Here is an 18,715-nt window from a genome sequence, read left to right on the forward strand (position 1 = left end):
TTATTAAACTTCACCGGACGGTTAATCCAGCCGTCTATTTTTATTTTTTACAGCAGCTAAAATGATGAAAAAGGTAAGACTTTCTAAATCTTTTCAACGCGCTCCCAATGCACCAGAATTACCAGATAATCCTTTTCAATTTATTTGTTATTTCGTTAATCAGTTTCGTTGGTGGTATGTGTTAATGGTGTCTCTGGAAATCATACACGCCACCTGTGGAATTATGTTGCCCTATGCGATCGGTGAAATGATCCGCAGTGTCACACGCTCCACAGGAGACAGCAAACTCATTTTTGACAGCTTGAGACAACCTCTAATCCTGTTTACGTCCTTGAGTATAGGTGAAGTGGTATTTGGGCGTTCTGCTGGGCTGTTGCAAACTATTCTCCATCCTATCCACAGACAGCATATAGTCCGATCTTTATATGCTTATTTACAGCAACATTCCCATCGTTATCTCAGCAGTAGTTTTGCTGGCGCATTAGCCCATCGGATTGCGGAAACTTCCCTTGGTGTTACCCAAACCATGCAAATGATGATTACTGAATTTATGCCAGTAATTATCGTCTATATCGTCTCCACAATTTTACTGTATCGTGCCTATCCTCCCCTAGCTGCATTTGTGGGAATTTGGGCAGTTCTCTTTCTCAGCATTTCCTTCTGGTTAGCGACTCGTTGCCGAATTTATGCCCGGAAAGCCGCCGCCGCTAGAAGTGAAACCACTGGTATTATTGTAGATTCCGTCACAAATCTCACCAGTAGCCGACTTTTTGCTCGTTTGGGTTTTGAACGCCGCTATTTGAACGACCAATTAAAGTGCGAACTCAAAGAAGTGAGAAAATCAAACTGGTATTCTGAACGAATTCGCTGGTTTCAGTTTATCTCAGCAGCTGTTCTGAAAATCGGTACTTTGTATTACTCACTTTCTCTATGGAGTCAGGGAAAGATTGCTGCGGCTGACTTCGTTGTTGCCACTAGTTTATCACTCTTAATCATTAGTGAAGCCCGCAATTTAAGCAAACGGTTTCTAGAATTTTTTGAACATATTGGTAATGTCGCCAATGGTGTTCAGACTATTGTTCAACCCCATGAAATCATTGATCGGGACAATGCCATAAATCACGCCATTACTAAAGGTAGTATTGAGTTTCGGCAGGTGAATTTCAGTTACTCATCAGAGAAAACTGTATTCACTAATCTTTCTGTCACCATTCAACCAGGGGAGCGCGTCGGATTGGTGGGTTTTTCTGGTTCTGGGAAATCTACTTTTGTCAATCTGATTCTGCGTTTATTTGACCCTCAATCGGGACAAATATTAATTGATGGGGTGGATATTAAAGATATGACTCAGGAAGCCCTACATTCGCAAATCAGTTTGATTCCTCAAGATCCTTCTCTGTTCCACCGCACTTTGCTGGAAAATATTCTCTATGGACGTTTAGAAGCTTCAGAAGCGGAATTGATAGAAGCAGCACGGAAAGCCTATGCTGACGATTTTATTGCTCAAATGACGGAGGGTTATGATTCTCTAGTAGGTGAACGTGGTGTTAAACTTTCTGGGGGACAAAGACAGCGAATAGCGATCGCCCGAGTCATCCTCAAAAATGCACCCATCTTAATCTTAGATGAAGCCACTTCTAGTCTCGATTCCATTACCGAAAAAGCGATTCAAGATACTCTAGATTCAGCAATGAATGGAAAAACTGTCATTGTGGTAGCCCATCGTTTATCTACTATCGCTCATTTAGACCGCATTTTGGTGTTTGATCATGGTCGCATTATTGAAGATGGTACTCACTCTAAGTTATTGGCTAAGGGTGGTGCTTATTACAGATTATGGCAAATGCAAGCCGGTGGATTTTTACCAGTAGCAGCTATAGCAGGTGACAGTTGAGAGAGTTAAAAAGATGTTGGTGTAAGGCTTTTTAGAATACAAAAATACGGATCGTGCAATTGTTTGACATACGGCAATATGCCGTATAAAATTGTATTTACGAGTCTATCTAAAACTATATTGATATGGATGTTGCACCTAATCCAAAACAGATAGCGAGACTTGAAGCTCGTATCACTCCAGAAACTAAAGCTCTGTTGCAGAAAGCAGCCGATTTAGAAGGACGCACTTTAACTGATTTTGTGATTGCGAGTGTTCAGGCAGAGGCTTTGCGAGTCATCGAACGACACCAAACCCTCAAGCTGAGTATGCGCGATGCTGAAGCTTTTGTTGATGCTTTACTCAATCCTCCACAGCCGAATGATGCCCTAAAAGCAGCGGCAATACGATACCAGCAAGTAATTTCAGTGTAATGGTTCTCAAGATCGAGCTTCTAGATAGTCGTAGGCATATCCGCACTGAATTTTGCTGTGGGCAAGATAGTTTAGATAATTATCTATATAAACAAGCATCTCAGGATCTCAAAAAAAAAGTTGCAACTGTATTTGTTTTGATTGATGAGCCTGATTCCCATGTTTTAGCTTACTACACGCTCTCTGCATATACTGTTGATATTACAGTTCTGGATGAGGCTTTTGCGAAACGATTGCCTCGTTATCCTTATCTACCAGCTACGCTGTTAGGTCGTCTTGCTGTTGATAATAGACAAAAAGGGCAGGGATTTGGTGAGCTAATGTTGGTGGATGCTATGAAAAGGGCGTTTAATGCCTCTAGACAGGTTGGTTCTCTAGCTGTGATAGCTGAAGCTTTAGATGAGCAGGTTGTAAATTTCTATATAAAGTATGGCTTTGGGCAATTTAAGCAAAATCCGATGAAACTCTATATGCCGATGCAATCAGTTGAAGAATTTGTTCAGGATTAAAACTTAAATACAAGTTATGAAATAATGAACTACGGAAAGATAAAGGATACCTTATTTATCCAGGGAGAAGCTAATAGCAACTTTTACTATTAAATAAACAATGCTGGAGAAACATTAAAAAGTTCTCCTAAAGCTTTTGCTTGAGCTTTACTAATTGCTCTTTTCCTATTTACAACCTCAGAAACCACACCTTTAGAACCAATAATTCCTACTAAATCAGATTGTTTAATTCCCCTTGCATCCATTAAATGTTCTAGCATTGCATGGGGAGATGATGGTTCAATAGGGTAGTGTTTAGTTTCAAATTCTTCAATGAGAGTGACTAATAATTGTAAGATAGCAGTTTGTTCTGGTGTACGCTGTTGATCAGCCATTAACTTCTCAACAGTTTCTAAAGCATGATCATATTCTGCCTCGGTGGTGATAACTTTGGGTTGATATTCTACTAATAATTGACTGTAGGTGGTTTTATCTAAGGAAATAGTCATCGTTAGCTCCTGTTAAAAGAAAGGATCATTTTTCCATGTTTCTTTATCATACTCAGCATGGGTTAAAAAATATTTGTAGTAGACTGTTTGGATTGCATAATCAATACTAACAATTAAGCGATAAGAATTACCTTTGATGTTGAATACAATAAAATTGCCTACTGCATCTGCTGTGGGATAAAATTTTCTAAGTTCATTAAAATTCTGCCATGATGCAGATTTTATCATTCGATACCAGGAGTTAACCGATTCCACTGCATCTGGGTATTTATCAGCATCAGCACGTAAGTTACGAATGCTGATTAGGTGCATATTTTGTTTTTCATCTGAAAATACAAATGTTGATTTTATATATGTTCTCATTTAGAGAACAATTTGTCAATATTATCCAGATCCCCAACTTCCGAGTATTAATTCATAAGAGGGTTTGAGATATAGAGCGATCGCTTGTTCTCTTTTTTGATACTTTAAATAAAGGATTAAAACAGTACAATTCCTATACTTCAATATTTTGACCTAGCCATGAAGAAAGAACATAAAGACGAACTTCTAGAAAAAATTGATTATCTTGCTTCAGCAGATCCAACACTGAGTCCATTTGCGGCAGAAGATGTTTTTATCAACATACTTAAGCCACTGCTTATTGAAGATGGATATGAAGTAAGTGAAACTGCAAAGGTATCTGATGGAGGATTAGATTTCATAGCAACTCGTCCATCTACTGAAACTCTTGCTTCTCAAAAACTAGGTATTGAATTTAAATACTATCGATCTGGTCAAGCTGTAGGTACTCAACAAGTTCGTGCATTAGTAGGTGCAGCTATATTCAATCAGATTGATAGAGCAATTCTACTTGTAAATACACAGTTTACAAAAGCTGCAAGGGAAATTTTAAGATATGAGTTACCCCTTCAAATTGAATTAATTGATTTAGACGCTCTTCGTGCTTGGATATCTCGTTTAGAGTTTGATAATGAAGAGTTAATTAGTGAAGTCAAACAAATCCTTAAAGTTTGTAGTCAACAATTTGCGCTGTTAATTGCAAAGAACCCCAATATCCTTGAAGAGCTTGAGTGGAGAGATATTGAACGTACTATCGCTGAAATATTTGATGGACTCGGTTTTGATGTGACTCTAACTCCATCAAGTAAAGATGGAGGTAAAGATGTAATTTTGAAGTGCTTGGTTCAGGGCTGTTGCCAAAATTATATTGTAGAAATTAAACATTGGAGATCTCGTTCTCGTGTGGGTGGTGGAGATTTGCGAGATTTTCTTAATGTAATTATTCGCGAAAGCCGTGATGGTGGTCTATTCCTCTCTACCTATGGTTTTTGTGATAATGCATTTGAGCAACTCACAGAGATAGAGCGGCAGAGATTGCGGTTTGGAGAGCAAGAAAAAATAGTAGCTCTTTCGCGCACTTACATTAAAGCTAAATCTGGAATTTGGTCTCCACCTGAACAGTTAACTGAAGTTCTTTTTGAAGATACATTCTGAAGAGTTCAATTTGTATTACACCTAATACTTCATGTACATTAAGAGTTATCTATTTTAGCCCCGAATAAAAAAGTAAGTAGTCATACTAAAACCAACAACAATCACAAATATCCGCACTAAACGAGGATCTAATCTCCGTGCATAATGAGCGCACAAATAACCACCCAGAGAACCACCCACAGCCATTAAAATAGCTTGATGCCAAGCAATTAAACCAGCGAACATAAAAGGAAAAATAGCGATACCGTTGATACAACTACCAAGAAAAGATTTAAAAGCATTCATGGTGTGAATATTTTTAATACCTAAAAAACTTAAAGTTGCTAACATTAAAATTCCTAAACCTGCACCAAAGAAACCACCATAGATAGATATTGATAATTGTGCAATCACGAGAATTAATAAAGGTGGAGATTCTGATGATTTTTGCCTTTGAAATTGTAACCACTTTTTCAGAGGTTCGCTAAATGTAAATATTAGCGTTGCCGAAAGTAACAGGTAAGGAAGTAGCTGTTTAAACATATCTGCTGATGTATACAACAAAACAACAGAACCAATTCCCCCACCAATTAAACTGGTAATACATAGTATCAAAAGCTGTCTTTGCGGGATGTGCAAATTGTGACGATATGCGCCCGCACTGGCCATAGCTGCAATCCATAAAGCAGTATTATTTGTGGCATTAGCTGTAATCGGTGATACACCAGTAAATATCAAGGTGGGAAATGTAATAAAACTACCACCTCCAGCTACAGCATTAAGTGACCCGGCAATGAACGCGGTACAGAAGAGAAGCAAGCTATGGACAAGTGTTAAATTGTTGGGCATTTTGGCTCTACATTTTGAGAAGAATGTTTGCTAAAAGACTTGTTTTTTAGTAAAAACTATGGAATACTTCTAATATAATACGCTAATTCGACCAACAAACCGTAGTTAATTTTAAGCCCTGGTAGTTTGCCAGTGAAAAAATGTAAATCGTAGGAGTGAAATTGATTCACTTCTATCTTTGGCTGTCATTCAATTTGCATTTTTTGCAATTAACTAAAAATTCAAACAAATCCCAATCGAGGAAACGACTAAATGAGTACCTTACAACTTTACTTTGCTAAAGCCTCTACTTTCTCCCAAAGAACCCGTGTGGTATTGCTGGAAAAAGGAATTGATTTTACAGCGATTGAAATTGACTTCCAGAATAAACCTGAAGCTTTTACCCAAATTTCTCGCTACGGTAAAGTTCCGGCAATTAAGCATGGAGATGTAGAAATATATGAATCCGCAATTATCAATGAATATTTAGAAGAAGTATTTCCCGAACCAGCTTTGTTACCTCATGATCCTGCTCAAAAAGCAGTAGCAAGAATTTGGATTGACTATGCTAACACTCGTTTAGTTCCAGCTTTTAATAAATTCCTGCGGGGTAAAGATACCCAAGAACAAGAACAGGGAAAAAGAGAGTTTTTAGAGTCTCTTTTGTATATTGAGCAAGAAGGATTAGGTAGGCTTTCTGGTAATGGTGCTTACTTCTTAGGTGAAAATCTGAGTTTAGTTGATATTAGTTTCTATCCTTGGTTTGAAAGATTACCAGTTTTAGAAAAATTCCGCAATTTTACACTGCCCACAGAAACACCTAAATTACAGGAATGGTGGGAGAATTTACGTCAACGGGAATCTATTCAACAAGTTGCCAATCCTACAGAATTTTATGTAGAAAGATTCGCAAAAATTCTTGGTTTAACAGTGCCAACGGCGTAAAATGCGGTTTTTGAGATTACTTTAATATTACTGCTAATTAAAGTAATTTCACTAAATAATGAAAGTTTTGATGAAATAGAAATAAAGGTGAAAATGATGTTTAAAAGTTTTTCTTTAAAGAATTTTAAAAAGCCTAAGTTGTTCGCTTTGGTGACAGTGTTTTGTGCATTTTTAGTCAGTATTCCTTTATTACCTTTGCCAGTATTATCAGCTAATTCTCGCGCTAATATTCAGTTTGTTTCGCCAAATTGGGTAGCTGAAAACGCCAAAGATCCCAATCTCAGAATTTTAGATGTACGTAATTTTCCTCTCGACTATATAGAAGGACATCTTCCTAATGCTGTAAACATTTCTGATACGGCTTTTAGGGGACCCAAAGAAGGATTGCCAGTACAATATTGGAACAATCAAAAACTAGGGGAAATATTTGCTAATTCAGGAGTAACAAATAACAGTCGTGTTCTTGTATATTCAGATGGTAGAGATGTTTTAGGTGCAACAATGGTTGCTTATTTACTAGAACGTTCTGGATTGAAAGATATTGCCGTTTTAGATGGTGGTTATGCAGGTTACAAAACTGCCCAAGATGTCACAAAAGAATTTCCTAAATACTCCGTCGGTAAATTCACAGTTCGAGATAACCCTTCAGTGCGTGTGAATCTAAATGATGTGAGAAAACTTATTGGTAAACCAGGAATTGTTTTTATTGATCCTAGACCAGAAAAATTGTTCCGGGGTGAGGAAAATCTTTGGATACGCAATGGACATATTCCTGGTGCGCGGAATATTCCTTGGGTAACATTTACAGATGCTAAAAATCCGCACAAATTAAAATCATTAGATGAGATTAAGAAAATTCTGGCAGATAAAAAGATTACTCCTGCAAATGACATTATTGTTTCTTGTAGTACAGGACGAGAAGCTACATTACAATATGTGGTTTTAAAGCATCTGCTTAATTATCCCAAAGTCAGAATTTATGAAGGTTCTTGGACAGAATATAGCACTCACAAAGATTTACCAGTGGCTACAGGAGAGGAGAAATTAACTTAGAAAAGAGAACAGGTGAAAAATAAATCCATGAGATATGCAATTTTGTTAATTACTGCTTCAATTTTGATCTTTAGTCCAGTATATATATTTGCTGTCAATAATCTCGATCAAGATAACTTAGTCAGTTGTAGAAGTAGTAAAGACGAACCTCCCAGTGATTCTACAAGCGATAGCTACGCTCGCCGAAGGCATCGCTCAGGAGCTTAATACAACGTAAAATGCGGTTTTTAATATTACTGCTGATTCAAGTAATTACACTTATATCACTATTCACCAATTTACCAGCATTAGCAGTTACCGTTAATCCCTGTCCTCCAGGAATGGTAATGATTTCTGGAGGTACATTCAAAATGGGAGCAGATGATTCTGGTTTTGTGGAAGAGCGAACAGGAGAAAACGTCACAGTTAGCTCCTTCTGCATTGATAAATACGAAGTGACAAACGCCCAATTTGCTGAATTTGTCAAAGCCACAAACTACGTAACGGTTGCAGAACGCCCATTATCAAAAGAGCAGTTTCCCGACTTACCCGACGAGCAAAGATTACCAGGTTCTTTAGTCTTTCAAATGCCAAAGCAAGGCGTTAAGCAAGTTCAAGTTCTCAGTTGGTGGCATTGGACACCCGGTGCTAACTGGCAACATCCCTTTGGTGGGGATAGCACAATTGTAGGTAAAGAAAACTACCCAGTTGTACATATTGCCTACGAAGATGCCCTAGCCTACGCCCAATGGGCAGGAAAATCCCTACCAACAGAAGCACAGTGGGAATACGCCGCTCGTGGTGGTTTAGAAGGTGCAACTTATACCTGGGGAACCCAGTATTCAGCCAAAAAAGCGAATACTTGGCAGGGAATCTTCCCATTTTTTAATACCAAAGCTGATGGTTACGTCGGTGTAGCTCCTGTTGGTTCATTTCCTGCCAATGGTTATGGAGTTTACGACATGACCGGTAACGTGTGGGAATGGACTTCCGACTTATTCAACGATAGATCCGTTAACCCCACAGAAACCGTCCTGCACGTGATCAAAGGTGGCTCTTATCTATGTGCGCCAAACTATTGTAGCCGTTATCGTCCCGCCGCAAGAGAATCAGAATCTCCTGATACCGGAACAACTCATATCGGCTTTCGATTAGTAAAAAACCTGAATTAAACAATACTCTCTTAATTCCTCTCTGTGCCTCTGCGTCTCTGCGTGAGAAAAAAATATGTTAAATTTAATTTTGCGATCGCTCGCATTATCTCTTTCCATCATTTTCCTCATCACTACTAGCCCCGCCCTAGCAGATACAGGAAAAGTATTACCAGTTAATCCACCATCTTTCAAAGGTAAAATCGGCATCACCTACAAAGAATCAACACCGGATTTTCCCGCACCAATTAAAGCCCCGGAAAAAGCCCCCAATGTATTATTAGTATTATTGGATGATGTAGGTTTTGGGCAAGCGAGTACCTTTGGTGGACCCGTAGATACCCCGAATTTAACTCGGTTAGCGGAAAAAGGATTACGTTATAACCAATTCCACACTACAGCCCTCTGTTCACCTACACGGGCAGCTTTATTAACTGGACGCAATCATCATTCAGTGGGTACAGGTGTAGTTGCAGAGTTAGCATCTGGTTTTCCCGGTTACACAACTATTTTACCTAAGAGTGCGGCTACTGTAGCGGAAGTATTACGGCAAAACGGCTATAACACCGCAGCTTTCGGTAAATGGCACAATACACCAGACTATGAAACCAGTGCGGCTGGACCCTTTGATCGCTGGCCGACAGGGTTAGGATTTGAGTATTTTTACGGTTTCTTGGGTGGTGATACTAACCAATGGAGTCCGGCTTTGGTAGAAAATACGAAGCGGATTGCACCACCAACCAATAACCCTGATTACCATTTGACACCAGATTTAGTAGATCATGCTATTAGCTGGATTCATTCTCAACAGTCTATAGCCCCTGATAAGCCTTTCTTTACCTATTTGGCTACCGGTGCTACCCATGCACCTCATCACGCCCCCAAAGCCTGGATAGACAAGTATAAGGGCAAGTTTGATCAAGGCTGGGATAAATTACGAGAAGAAACCTTTGCCCGTCAAAAACAACTGGGTGTAATTCCTGCTAATGCCCAGCTTACCCCCCGTCCCAAAGAATTACCAGCGTGGGATTCCTTATCTCCAGAAGATCAAAAAATTGATGCCCATGAAATGGAAGTATTTGCCGGATTTTTAGCACATACCGACCATGAAGTAGGAAGATTAATTGATGCCATTGACCAAATTGGTGAATTAGACAATACCTTAATTTTCTACATCGTTGGTGATAATGGTGCTAGTGCTGAAGGTGGTTTATCAGGTAGCGTTAATGAATTAAAAGTTTTCAATAAAGTACCCGAAAGCCGAGAACAACTTTTAGCTTCTTTGAATGACTTAGGAAGTCCTAAAACCTTCAATCATTATCATGCAGCTTGGGCATGGGCAGGTACAACTCCGTTCCAATGGACAAAGCAAATAGCCTCTCATTTTGGTGGAACTCGTAACCCCTTGATTATTGCCTGGGGGGATAAAATCAAAGATCAAGGCGGACTTCGTAGCCAATTCCATCATGTCATTGATATTACACCAACGATTTTTGAAGCAACAGGAATTACTGCACCTACCCAAGTTAACGGCGTAAAACAACAGAAAATTGAAGGTACTAGCCTAGTTTACACATTTGATGATCCTGAAGCTGATTCTGAACATGAAACTCAGTATTTTGAAATGTTTGGAAACAGGGCTATTTATGATGATGGATGGATAGCTGCGGCGCGTCATCCCCGATTACCTTGGCAGGGTACAATTAATGCAGACTTCGAGAAAGATCCTTGGGAACTATACAACATTGAAAAAGATTTTAGTGAAGCCAATAACCTAGCATCTGAAAATCCAGAGAAATTGAAAAAACTGCAAAAGTTATTTTTATCAGAAGCGCGTAAACACAAAGTTTTACCATTAGACGATCGCCTTTCTGAAAGATTTGATGTTCAAAGTCGTCCTTCTCCAGCCGCAGGACGTACAGAATTTACCTACTATCCGGGTGTCAGTATTCCCGAAGGTAGCGCCCCAAGTTTAAAAAATAAATCCTTTAGTATTACTGCTGATGTAGAAATTCCTGAAAGTGGTGCAGAGGGTGTTCTGTTAACTCAAGGGGGACGTTTTGCTGGTTGGGGATTTTTCCTAGAAGATAGTAAACCAACTTACGTTTACAACTTTGTTAATTCCGAACGTTACATTATTCAATCTCCTGAAAAATTAGCACCGGGTAAATCAACAATCAAATTTAATTTTGATTATGACGGTGGTGGAGTTGGTGCAGGTGGAATTGGGAAGTTATTCATTAATGATCAACAGGTAGCTGAAGGTCGAATTGAAAAAACTTTACCCTACCGTTTGGCTTTAAATGAAACTTTTGATGTCGGTCGAGATACAGGTACTCCTATTGTGGAAACTTATCAAGTACCGTTTGAGTTCACAGGTAATTTACAAAAAGTTACTTTGAATTTGAAATAATTGTTTTCTCACGCAGAGGCGCAGAGGCGCGGAGAGCAAGATTAAGAGTATTTTTAAAAATCATGCTGAGTTCTTGCTTTCTTATTTGCGACTTTGCGCGAAATAAAAGAAATAAAAATCTATGAATGAAATTATCCCCATCCTTGACAAAATCGCATTTCTAGCATTTGTTGTTGCTACTATGTTTGGTACAGGTTTAAAGTTAACTGTACAACAGATTTGGCAACCTCTTCGTAATATCCGTTTGGTTGTTTTATCACTACTGACAAATTTTGTATTAGTGCCACTTTTTGTATATTTGCTGCTGCAAGTAATACCTGTTAATGAACCTGTGAAAGATGGTTTAATCATCATGGCATTGGCATCAGGTCCTCCAGCTTTACCTAAACTTGCTCAAATAGTTAAGGGGAATTTAGCTTTTTCTACAGGGTTGATGATGATGTTAATGTTCGGCACTGTTTTTTATATGCCGATTGTATTACCATTAGTTCTGCAAGGTGTAGAAGTCAATTCTTGGGATATTGCTAAACCTTTAATATTGATGATGTTAACACCGTTGGCAATTGGGTTAGTAATTAAGGCAAAATATGAAGATATCGCTTTAAATCTCCAAACACTTACTTTCAAAATATCTAATTTCGGATTGCTTTTAGGTTTAGGAGTGAGGTTGATAGTACACTTCGGTGAAATTATTGTTTTATTGACAAATGGTGTAATCTTTGTTTGTGCTATTTTTATTATCTTCTCGTTTACTGTGGGTTATTTATTGGGTGGCCCTGGTATTGATACTCAAAGAGTGTTAGGAGTGGGAACTGCACAACGCAATTTTGCCGCAGCATTGTTAATAGGTACGAGCAATTTTGATGATCCGAATGTGATAAGTGTGATTATGGTGACGAGTTTATTAATGATGGTTTCAGTTCTGATTTTGGGGAAAAAATTACCAGAATTAGATCAAGGACAGGGTGTAAATTTAGAAAAGGTAGAGGTTTTATGATGACATGAAAATGATTGATCTTAGTGGAACTGTCTATATATCTCTAAGCATGAACTGATAAATTCCACATAAAAGCAAGAAAGGCTTTGATTTTTGCTAAACTAGAAATATGTATAAAAAAAGGGAATATCAAGCTATGACACTTGCTAATTCATCAATTCCTCAACACTATACACTTGATATTGAACCGGAAGGACGTTTAACTTTACCCCAATAAATTCAAAAAATACTTAATTTAGAATCGGGAGATAGATTAATTTTAACTCTGGAAGATAACGGAAAACTCCAATTAGTCAGCCTCAAACAACAAGTTAAAAAATTAAGAGGTTTATTAAAAGATAAATCACCTGATAGAAACTTGGTAGATGAACTCATCCAGGAACGCAGACAGGAGTATTTAAGTGAATAAATCTGTCTTTGTATAATTATCCTACCCCGAATTCCCCAAGAGCGATACATACTACGAACGAAGTGATCGCACTAAATAGGTTTAAATTTGCTATCTTAATCAAATCAAAGGTAGCAATGTAGGAATATCACCTGGAAAATCAGCAATTAAATCAGCTTTGTGAGATTCTAATTCCTCCCTACTTCCATAACCATAAGTCACACCAATTGCAGCAATATTATTTTTCTTAGCTCCGATGATATCATGAGAGCGATCGCCTACCATTACCACATTAGACTTTAAAAGTCTTTCTCTATCTATAATGTAGGAAATTAACTCACCTTTTACACTTCTATTTCCATCCAACTCACTACCATAAACACCATCAAACAAAGGTGCTAAATCAAAATATTCAATAATGCGCGTAGCATAAATTTGAGGTTTAGAAGTAGCTACAAAAATCTGATAACCAGCAGCACGAATAATTTTTAGGGTTTCGGGAATTTGTGGATAAAGGGAGTTTTCAAATAACCCAATCGTAGAAAAGCGACTACGATATAGTAAAATTGCCTCTTCTAGCAATCTGTCATCAGAGGTTTGCAATAACTGGGAAAAACTGCTTTTCAATGGTGGTCCAATACACCAAAGCAATTCATTAGCATCTGGTGGTTTATAACCAAGTTCCGATAAGGCATACTGAATACAGCGAGTAATCCCCGGTTTAGGATCAGTTAGAGTTCCATCTAGGTCAAAAAGGACTGTGCGAGAAAGCATTTTGGTAAGTTTAAATAGTTTTCAACCTTTGCAGAAACTCAATATTCAAAAGTAGTTTCTCCCCTAACCACAGAGAATGCGCTGTATGATCCTTGACATCATCTCCCGTTTCTGGGTGAACCAAAATATCTAAACCTTCTCTATTAAGCATTAACCAAGTCACAACTTCACCAAACTGATGTGGTAAAAAAGCCACTTGATACATAGATTTTGGGTGTGGTCCGATAGGCTGTTCATGCCAACGTCCCAATCTTACATCAAATTTAGCACCTAAACCTTCTCTTACACGAGCAGCGGCTTCACGACTGACAGTATCAAAATAAATATGTGCATGAAAACCAGTAACATCAGTATTTTTATCCATAGTTCTTGATTTCACCTTTTGCTCTCAAGTATAACTTAACAATTATTTAGATATACTAATCATTTTTAAGTCATAAATTTAGTTAAGCATCTATTTTCTTGTCAAACCACTTGAATTTTCTTTCTGGTCGTGTAATACTACTAAAACAAACCCCGATAAATCAGTCAATAAACCGTAGTTTGTATTTTGTCCCAAATCGTCAATAAATTATTCAACCCCCTCAAGGGTGATGCACAGATAACTGGCAATAGTCATGTCTGCGCTGATCTCGGTATTGCAAGTAACTACTGACTATTTACAGCAGTTTTCATGTATTTGAACCACAATTATTAGACCTAACCCCCACAGCCCCTTCCCTACAAGGGAAGGGGGGTAAATCAAAGCCTCTCGCCTTGCAGGAGAGAGGTTTGGAGAGAGGTCAGTTTGTGGTTTATTTACCTGAAAATCGCTGTAAGATTTGGGTTTTTGATGTCAACAAATTTCCCAAACACAAATCCTAATTTACTAAGGAATTTAAACATGGCTGATATTAAAATTTATAGTGCAGTTGTTTGTCCTTATGCTCACCGTACCCGCTTGGTACTTCAAGAAAAGGGTATTGATTTTGATTTGATTGAAATTGATTTGCAGAATAAACCAGAGGGTTTTACAAAAGTTTCTCCTTATTGAGCGATATGCTAAATTTGCTGCTCCTGTTCCTGTCGCTGCTTAGTGAAACGCTGCATTCAACTATTCCTAACATTGAAAACACAAATTTATGAGTTATCAAAACATAGAAGTTAAACCAATTGCTGGACGTATCGGTGCAAAAATTAAAGGTGTTAATCTAGCTGAAAATCTCAGTGATGAAATCATCAGTGAAATTAGAAAAGCCTTGGTTCAATATAAAGTCATCTTCTTCCGTAACCAAGAACTTGATGCCGATGGACAAGTAAATTTTGCGCGTCGTTTTGGTGAAATCACTACTGCACATCCCACAGTTCCATCACTTCCTGGACATCCAGAAGTATTGGATTTAGATTATAGCCGCACTGTTGCCCGTGCAAATAACTGGCACACCGATGTCACATTTGTAGATCGTCCGCCTCTTGGATCAGTCTTGAGGGCATTGGTAATTCCGCCGGCGGGAGGGGATACTATTTGGGCAAATTCTGTGACTGCATACCAAGATTTACCGGAGCATTTGCGTAATTTAGCGGATAAACTTTGGGCTGTACATAGTAATGCCTATGATTATGCCACAGCCTTTGATATACCGGAAGAAGTCAAATCTTACCGAGATGTGTTTACGTCAACAGTGTATGAAACCTTGCATCCAGTGGTGAGAATTCATCCTGAATCTGGAGAAAAAGGTCTATTTATCGGTGGTTTTGTGCGTCAAATTCGCGGGTTATCTCCAACTGAATCAGCCGATATTCTGCGCTTATTGCAATCTTATATTACACGACCTGAGAACACAGTGCGTTGGCGTTGGCAAGTTGGGGATGTGGCATTTTGGGATAACCGTGCTACTCAACATTATGCCGTTGCAGATTATGGAGATCAACCCCGTCGTGTGCAGCGTGTAACCATTGCTGGTGATCTTCCTTTAAGTATTGACGGTAAGTATAGTCAAGCCATTAAAGGTGATTCTTCGGCATATATTCCCAATCTTGTAGCAGCTTAATCACAGGCTAACTGTAGGGTGTGTTACCACAAAGCGTAACGCACCGTTTCGATCATGAATTTGATAATTTAAGGAATTGGATTTTATGGCTTTAACACCTTCGACAATGTTACCTTTGGGGACTTTAGCACCTAAATTTAATCTCCCAGATGTGGTTTCAGGTAAAACGATTTCATTGGCAAATTTTGCTGATAAAAAAGTATTGGTAGTTATCTTTCTTAGTCGTCATTGTCCTTTTGTGCAACATATCAAATTTGAATTAGCAAAATTAGGACAAGATTACAAAAATAGAAATGTGGGTATTGTAGCTATTAGTTCTAATGATATTCATACTCATCCTGATGATGCACCAGAATTACTTAAAGATTTTGCTCAAGAAATAGATTTATCCTATCCTTTGCTTTATGATGAAAGTCAAAAAGCGGCTAAAGATTTTTTTGCAGCTTGTACTCCCGATTTTTTTGTATTTGATAGAAACAGAAAGTTGGCTTATCGGGGACAATTAGATGATAGTCGTCCGAAAAATGGTTTACCTGTAACTGGACAAGATTTACGGAAAGCGATTAATTATGTTTTAGCTGATGAGGTAATTACTTGGCAGCAAAAGCCGAGTATTGGGTGCAATATTAAATGGAAAGCAGGGAATGAGCCAGTTTATTATAAGGTTCCGGTAGCGGTTGGGTAGTTAGGGATTTTGTGGATAATAGTGCTAACTGATGTAGAGATGTTTTATGGAACGTCTCTACAGAATTTTTAATTGGACTGAATTTTTATAAATCCTATTCATGAAATAAACTTGCTTCTGCATGAACAAAATCTTCCAGTATACTCAATCATAGATTTGTTAATTATCTATGATAAAACTTTCTATATTCAAATAATTAAAGTATCTAAATATTAGCTAGACATATTATATTTTCTAAAAGTCAAGACCCAGAATTAAGGATGACAAGCCCAGGTTAAGAGTCACGCTTTTGAGAGTGTTAGAGTACCAAGGATATCCAGTAAACTAATTTAGGTAGCATTAATAAAATAATTAAGAGTGTAATCACAAAGAAGAGAAATATAAAACTAGATCACATTAATCCATAAAAGTCTTTTTGAAGACAAGTGTTCACAATTGATTTAGGATTACTATATTTGTTTTAAAATATCAACAATGCCAAAAATTTTATATGACAAAATCACAAGTTTTAGTACAAAGTTTTTCGCAAGTTCCTGTAATTGATATTAGTGCTTTAGTTTCTGGAACTGAACAGCAGCAAATAGTTGCATCTCAAATTAATCAAGCTTGCCGAGAATGTGGATTTTTCTATATAACTGGACATGGTGTAGATGAAGATTTGCAGCTACGTTTACAGCAACTTAGCCAAGAGTTTTTTGCTCAGGATTTAGCTACTAAAATGGAAATTCAGATGGCTTTGGCTGGTAAAGCATGGCGGGGATATTTTCCAGTTGGGGGTGAATTGACATCAGGTAAACCTGATTTAAAAGAAGGTATTTATTTTGGTACTGAATTGGAAGCAAATCACCCATTGGTGAAAGCTAGTACACCAATGCACGGTGCAAATTTATTCCCATCTAATATTCCCCTGTTTCGTGAAACAGTGTTGGATTATATGGACGCTATGACGCGACTTGGACACCATCTCATGGCGGGAATTTCCCTCAGCTTGGGATTGGAAAAATCATACTTTGCTGACCGTTACACCTCTAATCCTTTGACATTATTTCGTATTTTTAATTATCCTCCTAATTTGGCTGTATCAGATAGTGAACCTAGTTGGGGTGTGGGTGAACACACAGATTATGGAATTTTGACGATTCTCAAGCAGGATAATTCAGGTGGATTACAAGTAAAATCTAGATCAGGCTGGATTGATGCCTCACCTATTCCAGGTTCATTTGTCTGCAATATTGGCGATATGTTGGAACTGATGACAGGAGGTTTATATAAGTCTACACCCCACAGAGTCAAGAATATTTCTGCTAGGAATCGCCTTTCTTTTCCGTTCTTTTTTGACCCTAATTTTGATGTTGAGGTGAAACCAATTAAATTAGGTGAAGTGGTAAATAATGACAAAGAAGAACGCTGGGATAAAGCAAATGTTCATGATTTTCGTGGCACTTATGGCGATTATGTATTGAGTAAGGTGTCCAAGGTTTTTCCAGAGTTGCGAAGAGTAGTTTTGTAGGGATATTGGAAAAAGGAGGATGTATGACTCAGGTTAAGGTTTATGGAATCAGGGATTATCTGAATCCTATCAAACAGCAACTTTCAGATGCAATTCATAGCTGTGTTATGGAGGCGTTACAATATCCGGTAGATAAGCGATTTCATCGCTTTTTTCCCTTAGATAAATTGGACTTTTATTATCCATCGGCACGTAGTGATAAGTATACCATTATCGAGTTTAGTATGTTTGAAGGGCGGAGTGTAGAAGCAAAGAAACAGTTAATCCGTCTGCTATTTGAACGGTTACAACCACTGGGTATTTCTTCGCAAGATTTAGAGATTACGATTTTTGAGACACCCAAGCACAACTGGGGTTTTCGAGGGCTACCAGGAGATGAACATGAACTGAATTATAAAGTTGATGTTTAATAAATTTGCTAGTTAAACTTGACTTATGGTAACTATTCAGGATAGAGAATACCGAAGGTCTGCGAAGCGTCTCCTGACTCCTGAATTCTTACGATTTATGAACAAAACAATTGGATATGTGCTTTTATAGAAAAACCCATTTAAAATATCAAACCTAAAAAAATGAACAGCTTTAAAACTTTATGTGAAACCCTAGCTATTAGTACAGGAATATTGTTGCTATCTGTGCCTACTACCTACGGCATACCACCAAAACCGTTGTTAACCACCACAACAACTTACAATCAAACAGGTTCTTGGGACGCAACTTATTATTTCACCATCAAATTACCAGAATCTCTAGCTAATTGGCAATTACAAGAAGTTGTTTTTACACAAATAGAAGGTTTAGAAAATATTGAATTTAATCAAAAAGAGAGTTTTGCTTTTGTAGAAGCAGAGGGACAAAAAGAAAAGCTAGGTATTACACTAGCTAAGAGTTCAAATCAACCGCGAACTATCATTGCTACTTTTGATAAACCAGTTTCTGCAAATCAAACAATTACTATCGCTTTAAAACCTTTTTATAATCCTACCAGCGAAGGTATTTATCTATTTCGAGTACAAGTGGTTTCCTCTGGTGAAAAGACAAATAATTTAGTTGTAGGAACTGCTCGGTTGCAATTTTACAATAATTTTGATGATCACCTATTTGATAAATGGTAAAGTGTGTAGGAATTGCTGATTTTTTATACAAATTCAGCAATATCATCAATTAGTTGATAAAGATAAA

At 37.8% G+C, this 18,715-nt stretch carries 21 protein-coding genes; 16 read left to right on the forward strand and 5 right to left on the reverse strand.

What is annotated here, in order from left to right; translation table 11 throughout:
* The first annotated feature begins 61 nt into the window (after positions 1–61).
* The 3 genes from H6G59_RS08355 (at position 62) to H6G59_RS08365 (ending at position 2,816) form a co-directional block, all read left to right on the forward strand.
* The gene (locus tag H6G59_RS08355; protein WP_190713323.1) at positions 62–1,894 is read left to right on the forward strand and encodes an ABC transporter ATP-binding protein; all 1,833 of its coding nucleotides are present in this window, start codon (positions 62–64) and stop codon (positions 1,892–1,894) included.
* Between the two features lie 125 nt (positions 1,895–2,019).
* Positions 2,020–2,307 carry a type II toxin-antitoxin system TacA family antitoxin gene (locus H6G59_RS08360; protein WP_190713325.1) on the forward strand — a complete coding sequence of 96 codons (288 nt, stop codon included), beginning with the start codon at positions 2,020–2,022 and terminating at the stop codon, positions 2,305–2,307.
* Positions 2,307–2,816 (forward strand): GNAT family N-acetyltransferase, encoded by a 510-nt coding sequence (locus H6G59_RS08365; RefSeq protein ID WP_190713327.1) that lies wholly within the window; start codon positions 2,307–2,309, stop codon positions 2,814–2,816. Before H6G59_RS08360 ends, H6G59_RS08365 begins: the two co-directional genes overlap by 1 nt.
* A gap of 89 nt (positions 2,817–2,905) precedes the next feature.
* Here the strand turns inward: H6G59_RS08365 and H6G59_RS08370 are convergent, their stop codons facing one another.
* Complete coding sequence (locus H6G59_RS08370) at positions 2,906–3,304, reverse strand: helix-turn-helix domain-containing protein (protein ID WP_190713329.1); 399 nt, start codon at positions 3,302–3,304, stop codon at positions 2,906–2,908.
* 12 nt (positions 3,305–3,316) lie between these two features.
* On the reverse strand, positions 3,317–3,616 hold the full coding sequence (locus H6G59_RS08375) for a type II toxin-antitoxin system HigB family toxin (RefSeq protein WP_190713331.1): 300 nt from the start codon (positions 3,614–3,616) through the stop codon (positions 3,317–3,319).
* Positions 3,617–3,826: 210 nt separating this feature from the next.
* On the opposite strand from H6G59_RS08375, the gene H6G59_RS08380 reads away from it, so the two are divergent.
* Positions 3,827–4,801 carry a restriction endonuclease gene (locus tag H6G59_RS08380; protein WP_190713333.1) on the forward strand — a complete coding sequence of 325 codons (975 nt, stop codon included), beginning with the start codon at positions 3,827–3,829 and terminating at the stop codon, positions 4,799–4,801.
* Between the two features lie 54 nt (positions 4,802–4,855).
* On the opposite strand, the gene H6G59_RS08385 is transcribed toward H6G59_RS08380, so the two are convergent.
* Positions 4,856–5,629, reverse strand: coding sequence for a sulfite exporter TauE/SafE family protein (locus tag H6G59_RS08385; RefSeq protein ID WP_190713335.1), 774 nt, complete (start codon positions 5,627–5,629; stop codon positions 4,856–4,858).
* 252 nt (positions 5,630–5,881) lie between these two features.
* Here H6G59_RS08385 and H6G59_RS08390 point away from each other — a divergent pair, with 252 nt between their 5' ends.
* From H6G59_RS08390 to H6G59_RS08415, 6 genes are all read left to right on the forward strand, one after another.
* Positions 5,882–6,553, forward strand: a complete 672-nt coding sequence (locus H6G59_RS08390) for a glutathione S-transferase family protein (RefSeq protein WP_190713337.1) — start codon at positions 5,882–5,884, stop codon at positions 6,551–6,553.
* 93 nt (positions 6,554–6,646) lie between these two features.
* Positions 6,647–7,606, forward strand: a complete 960-nt coding sequence (locus H6G59_RS08395) for a sulfurtransferase (protein ID WP_190713339.1) — start codon at positions 6,647–6,649, stop codon at positions 7,604–7,606.
* 27 nt (positions 7,607–7,633) lie between these two features.
* Positions 7,634–7,813 (forward strand): hypothetical protein, encoded by a 180-nt coding sequence (locus H6G59_RS08400; protein ID WP_190713341.1) that lies wholly within the window; start codon positions 7,634–7,636, stop codon positions 7,811–7,813.
* Positions 7,814–7,824: 11 nt separating this feature from the next.
* Positions 7,825–8,757 (forward strand): formylglycine-generating enzyme family protein, encoded by a 933-nt coding sequence (locus H6G59_RS08405; protein ID WP_190713343.1) that lies wholly within the window; start codon positions 7,825–7,827, stop codon positions 8,755–8,757.
* 55 nt (positions 8,758–8,812) lie between these two features.
* Positions 8,813–11,149, forward strand: a complete 2,337-nt coding sequence (locus tag H6G59_RS08410; RefSeq protein ID WP_190713345.1) for an arylsulfatase — start codon at positions 8,813–8,815, stop codon at positions 11,147–11,149.
* A 121-nt stretch (positions 11,150–11,270) separates the two neighbouring features.
* The gene (locus H6G59_RS08415; RefSeq protein WP_190713347.1) at positions 11,271–12,146 is read left to right on the forward strand and encodes a bile acid:sodium symporter family protein; all 876 of its coding nucleotides are present in this window, start codon (positions 11,271–11,273) and stop codon (positions 12,144–12,146) included.
* Positions 12,147–12,654: 508 nt separating this feature from the next.
* Here the strand turns inward: H6G59_RS08415 and H6G59_RS08425 are convergent.
* Complete coding sequence (locus H6G59_RS08425) at positions 12,655–13,308, reverse strand: HAD family hydrolase (protein ID WP_190713349.1); 654 nt, start codon at positions 13,306–13,308, stop codon at positions 12,655–12,657.
* A gap of 10 nt (positions 13,309–13,318) precedes the next feature.
* Positions 13,319–13,672 carry a DOPA 4,5-dioxygenase family protein gene (locus H6G59_RS08430; RefSeq protein ID WP_190713352.1) on the reverse strand — a complete coding sequence of 118 codons (354 nt, stop codon included), beginning with the start codon at positions 13,670–13,672 and terminating at the stop codon, positions 13,319–13,321.
* Between the two features lie 519 nt (positions 13,673–14,191).
* On the opposite strand from H6G59_RS08430, the gene H6G59_RS08435 reads away from it, so the two are divergent.
* The 6 genes from H6G59_RS08435 to H6G59_RS08460 all read left to right on the forward strand — a co-directional run bounded on the left by H6G59_RS08435 (position 14,192) and on the right by H6G59_RS08460 (position 18,648).
* On the forward strand, positions 14,192–14,341 hold the full coding sequence (locus tag H6G59_RS08435; protein ID WP_242038826.1) for a glutathione S-transferase N-terminal domain-containing protein: 150 nt from the start codon (positions 14,192–14,194) through the stop codon (positions 14,339–14,341).
* Between the two features lie 88 nt (positions 14,342–14,429).
* Complete coding sequence (locus H6G59_RS08440) at positions 14,430–15,338, forward strand: TauD/TfdA dioxygenase family protein (RefSeq protein WP_190713354.1); 909 nt, start codon at positions 14,430–14,432, stop codon at positions 15,336–15,338.
* Between the two features lie 85 nt (positions 15,339–15,423).
* Positions 15,424–16,023: a thioredoxin family protein gene (locus H6G59_RS08445; RefSeq protein WP_190713356.1), complete on the forward strand. Its 600-nt coding sequence runs from the start codon at positions 15,424–15,426 to the stop codon at positions 16,021–16,023.
* A 490-nt stretch (positions 16,024–16,513) separates the two neighbouring features.
* Positions 16,514–17,533 carry an isopenicillin N synthase family dioxygenase gene (locus H6G59_RS08450; RefSeq protein WP_190713359.1) on the forward strand — a complete coding sequence of 340 codons (1,020 nt, stop codon included), beginning with the start codon at positions 16,514–16,516 and terminating at the stop codon, positions 17,531–17,533.
* Positions 17,534–17,556: 23 nt separating this feature from the next.
* Entirely contained in the window at positions 17,557–17,943 is a 387-nt protein-coding gene (locus tag H6G59_RS08455) for a tautomerase family protein (protein WP_190713361.1), read from the forward strand.
* 162 nt (positions 17,944–18,105) lie between these two features.
* Positions 18,106–18,648, forward strand: a complete 543-nt coding sequence (locus H6G59_RS08460; protein ID WP_190713363.1) for a DUF2808 domain-containing protein — start codon at positions 18,106–18,108, stop codon at positions 18,646–18,648.
* The last annotated feature ends 67 nt before the right edge of the window (positions 18,649–18,715 follow it).

Source organism: Anabaena lutea FACHB-196 (assembly GCF_014698305.1).
GTDB lineage: Bacteria > Cyanobacteriota > Cyanobacteriia > Cyanobacteriales > Nostocaceae > Anabaena > Anabaena lutea.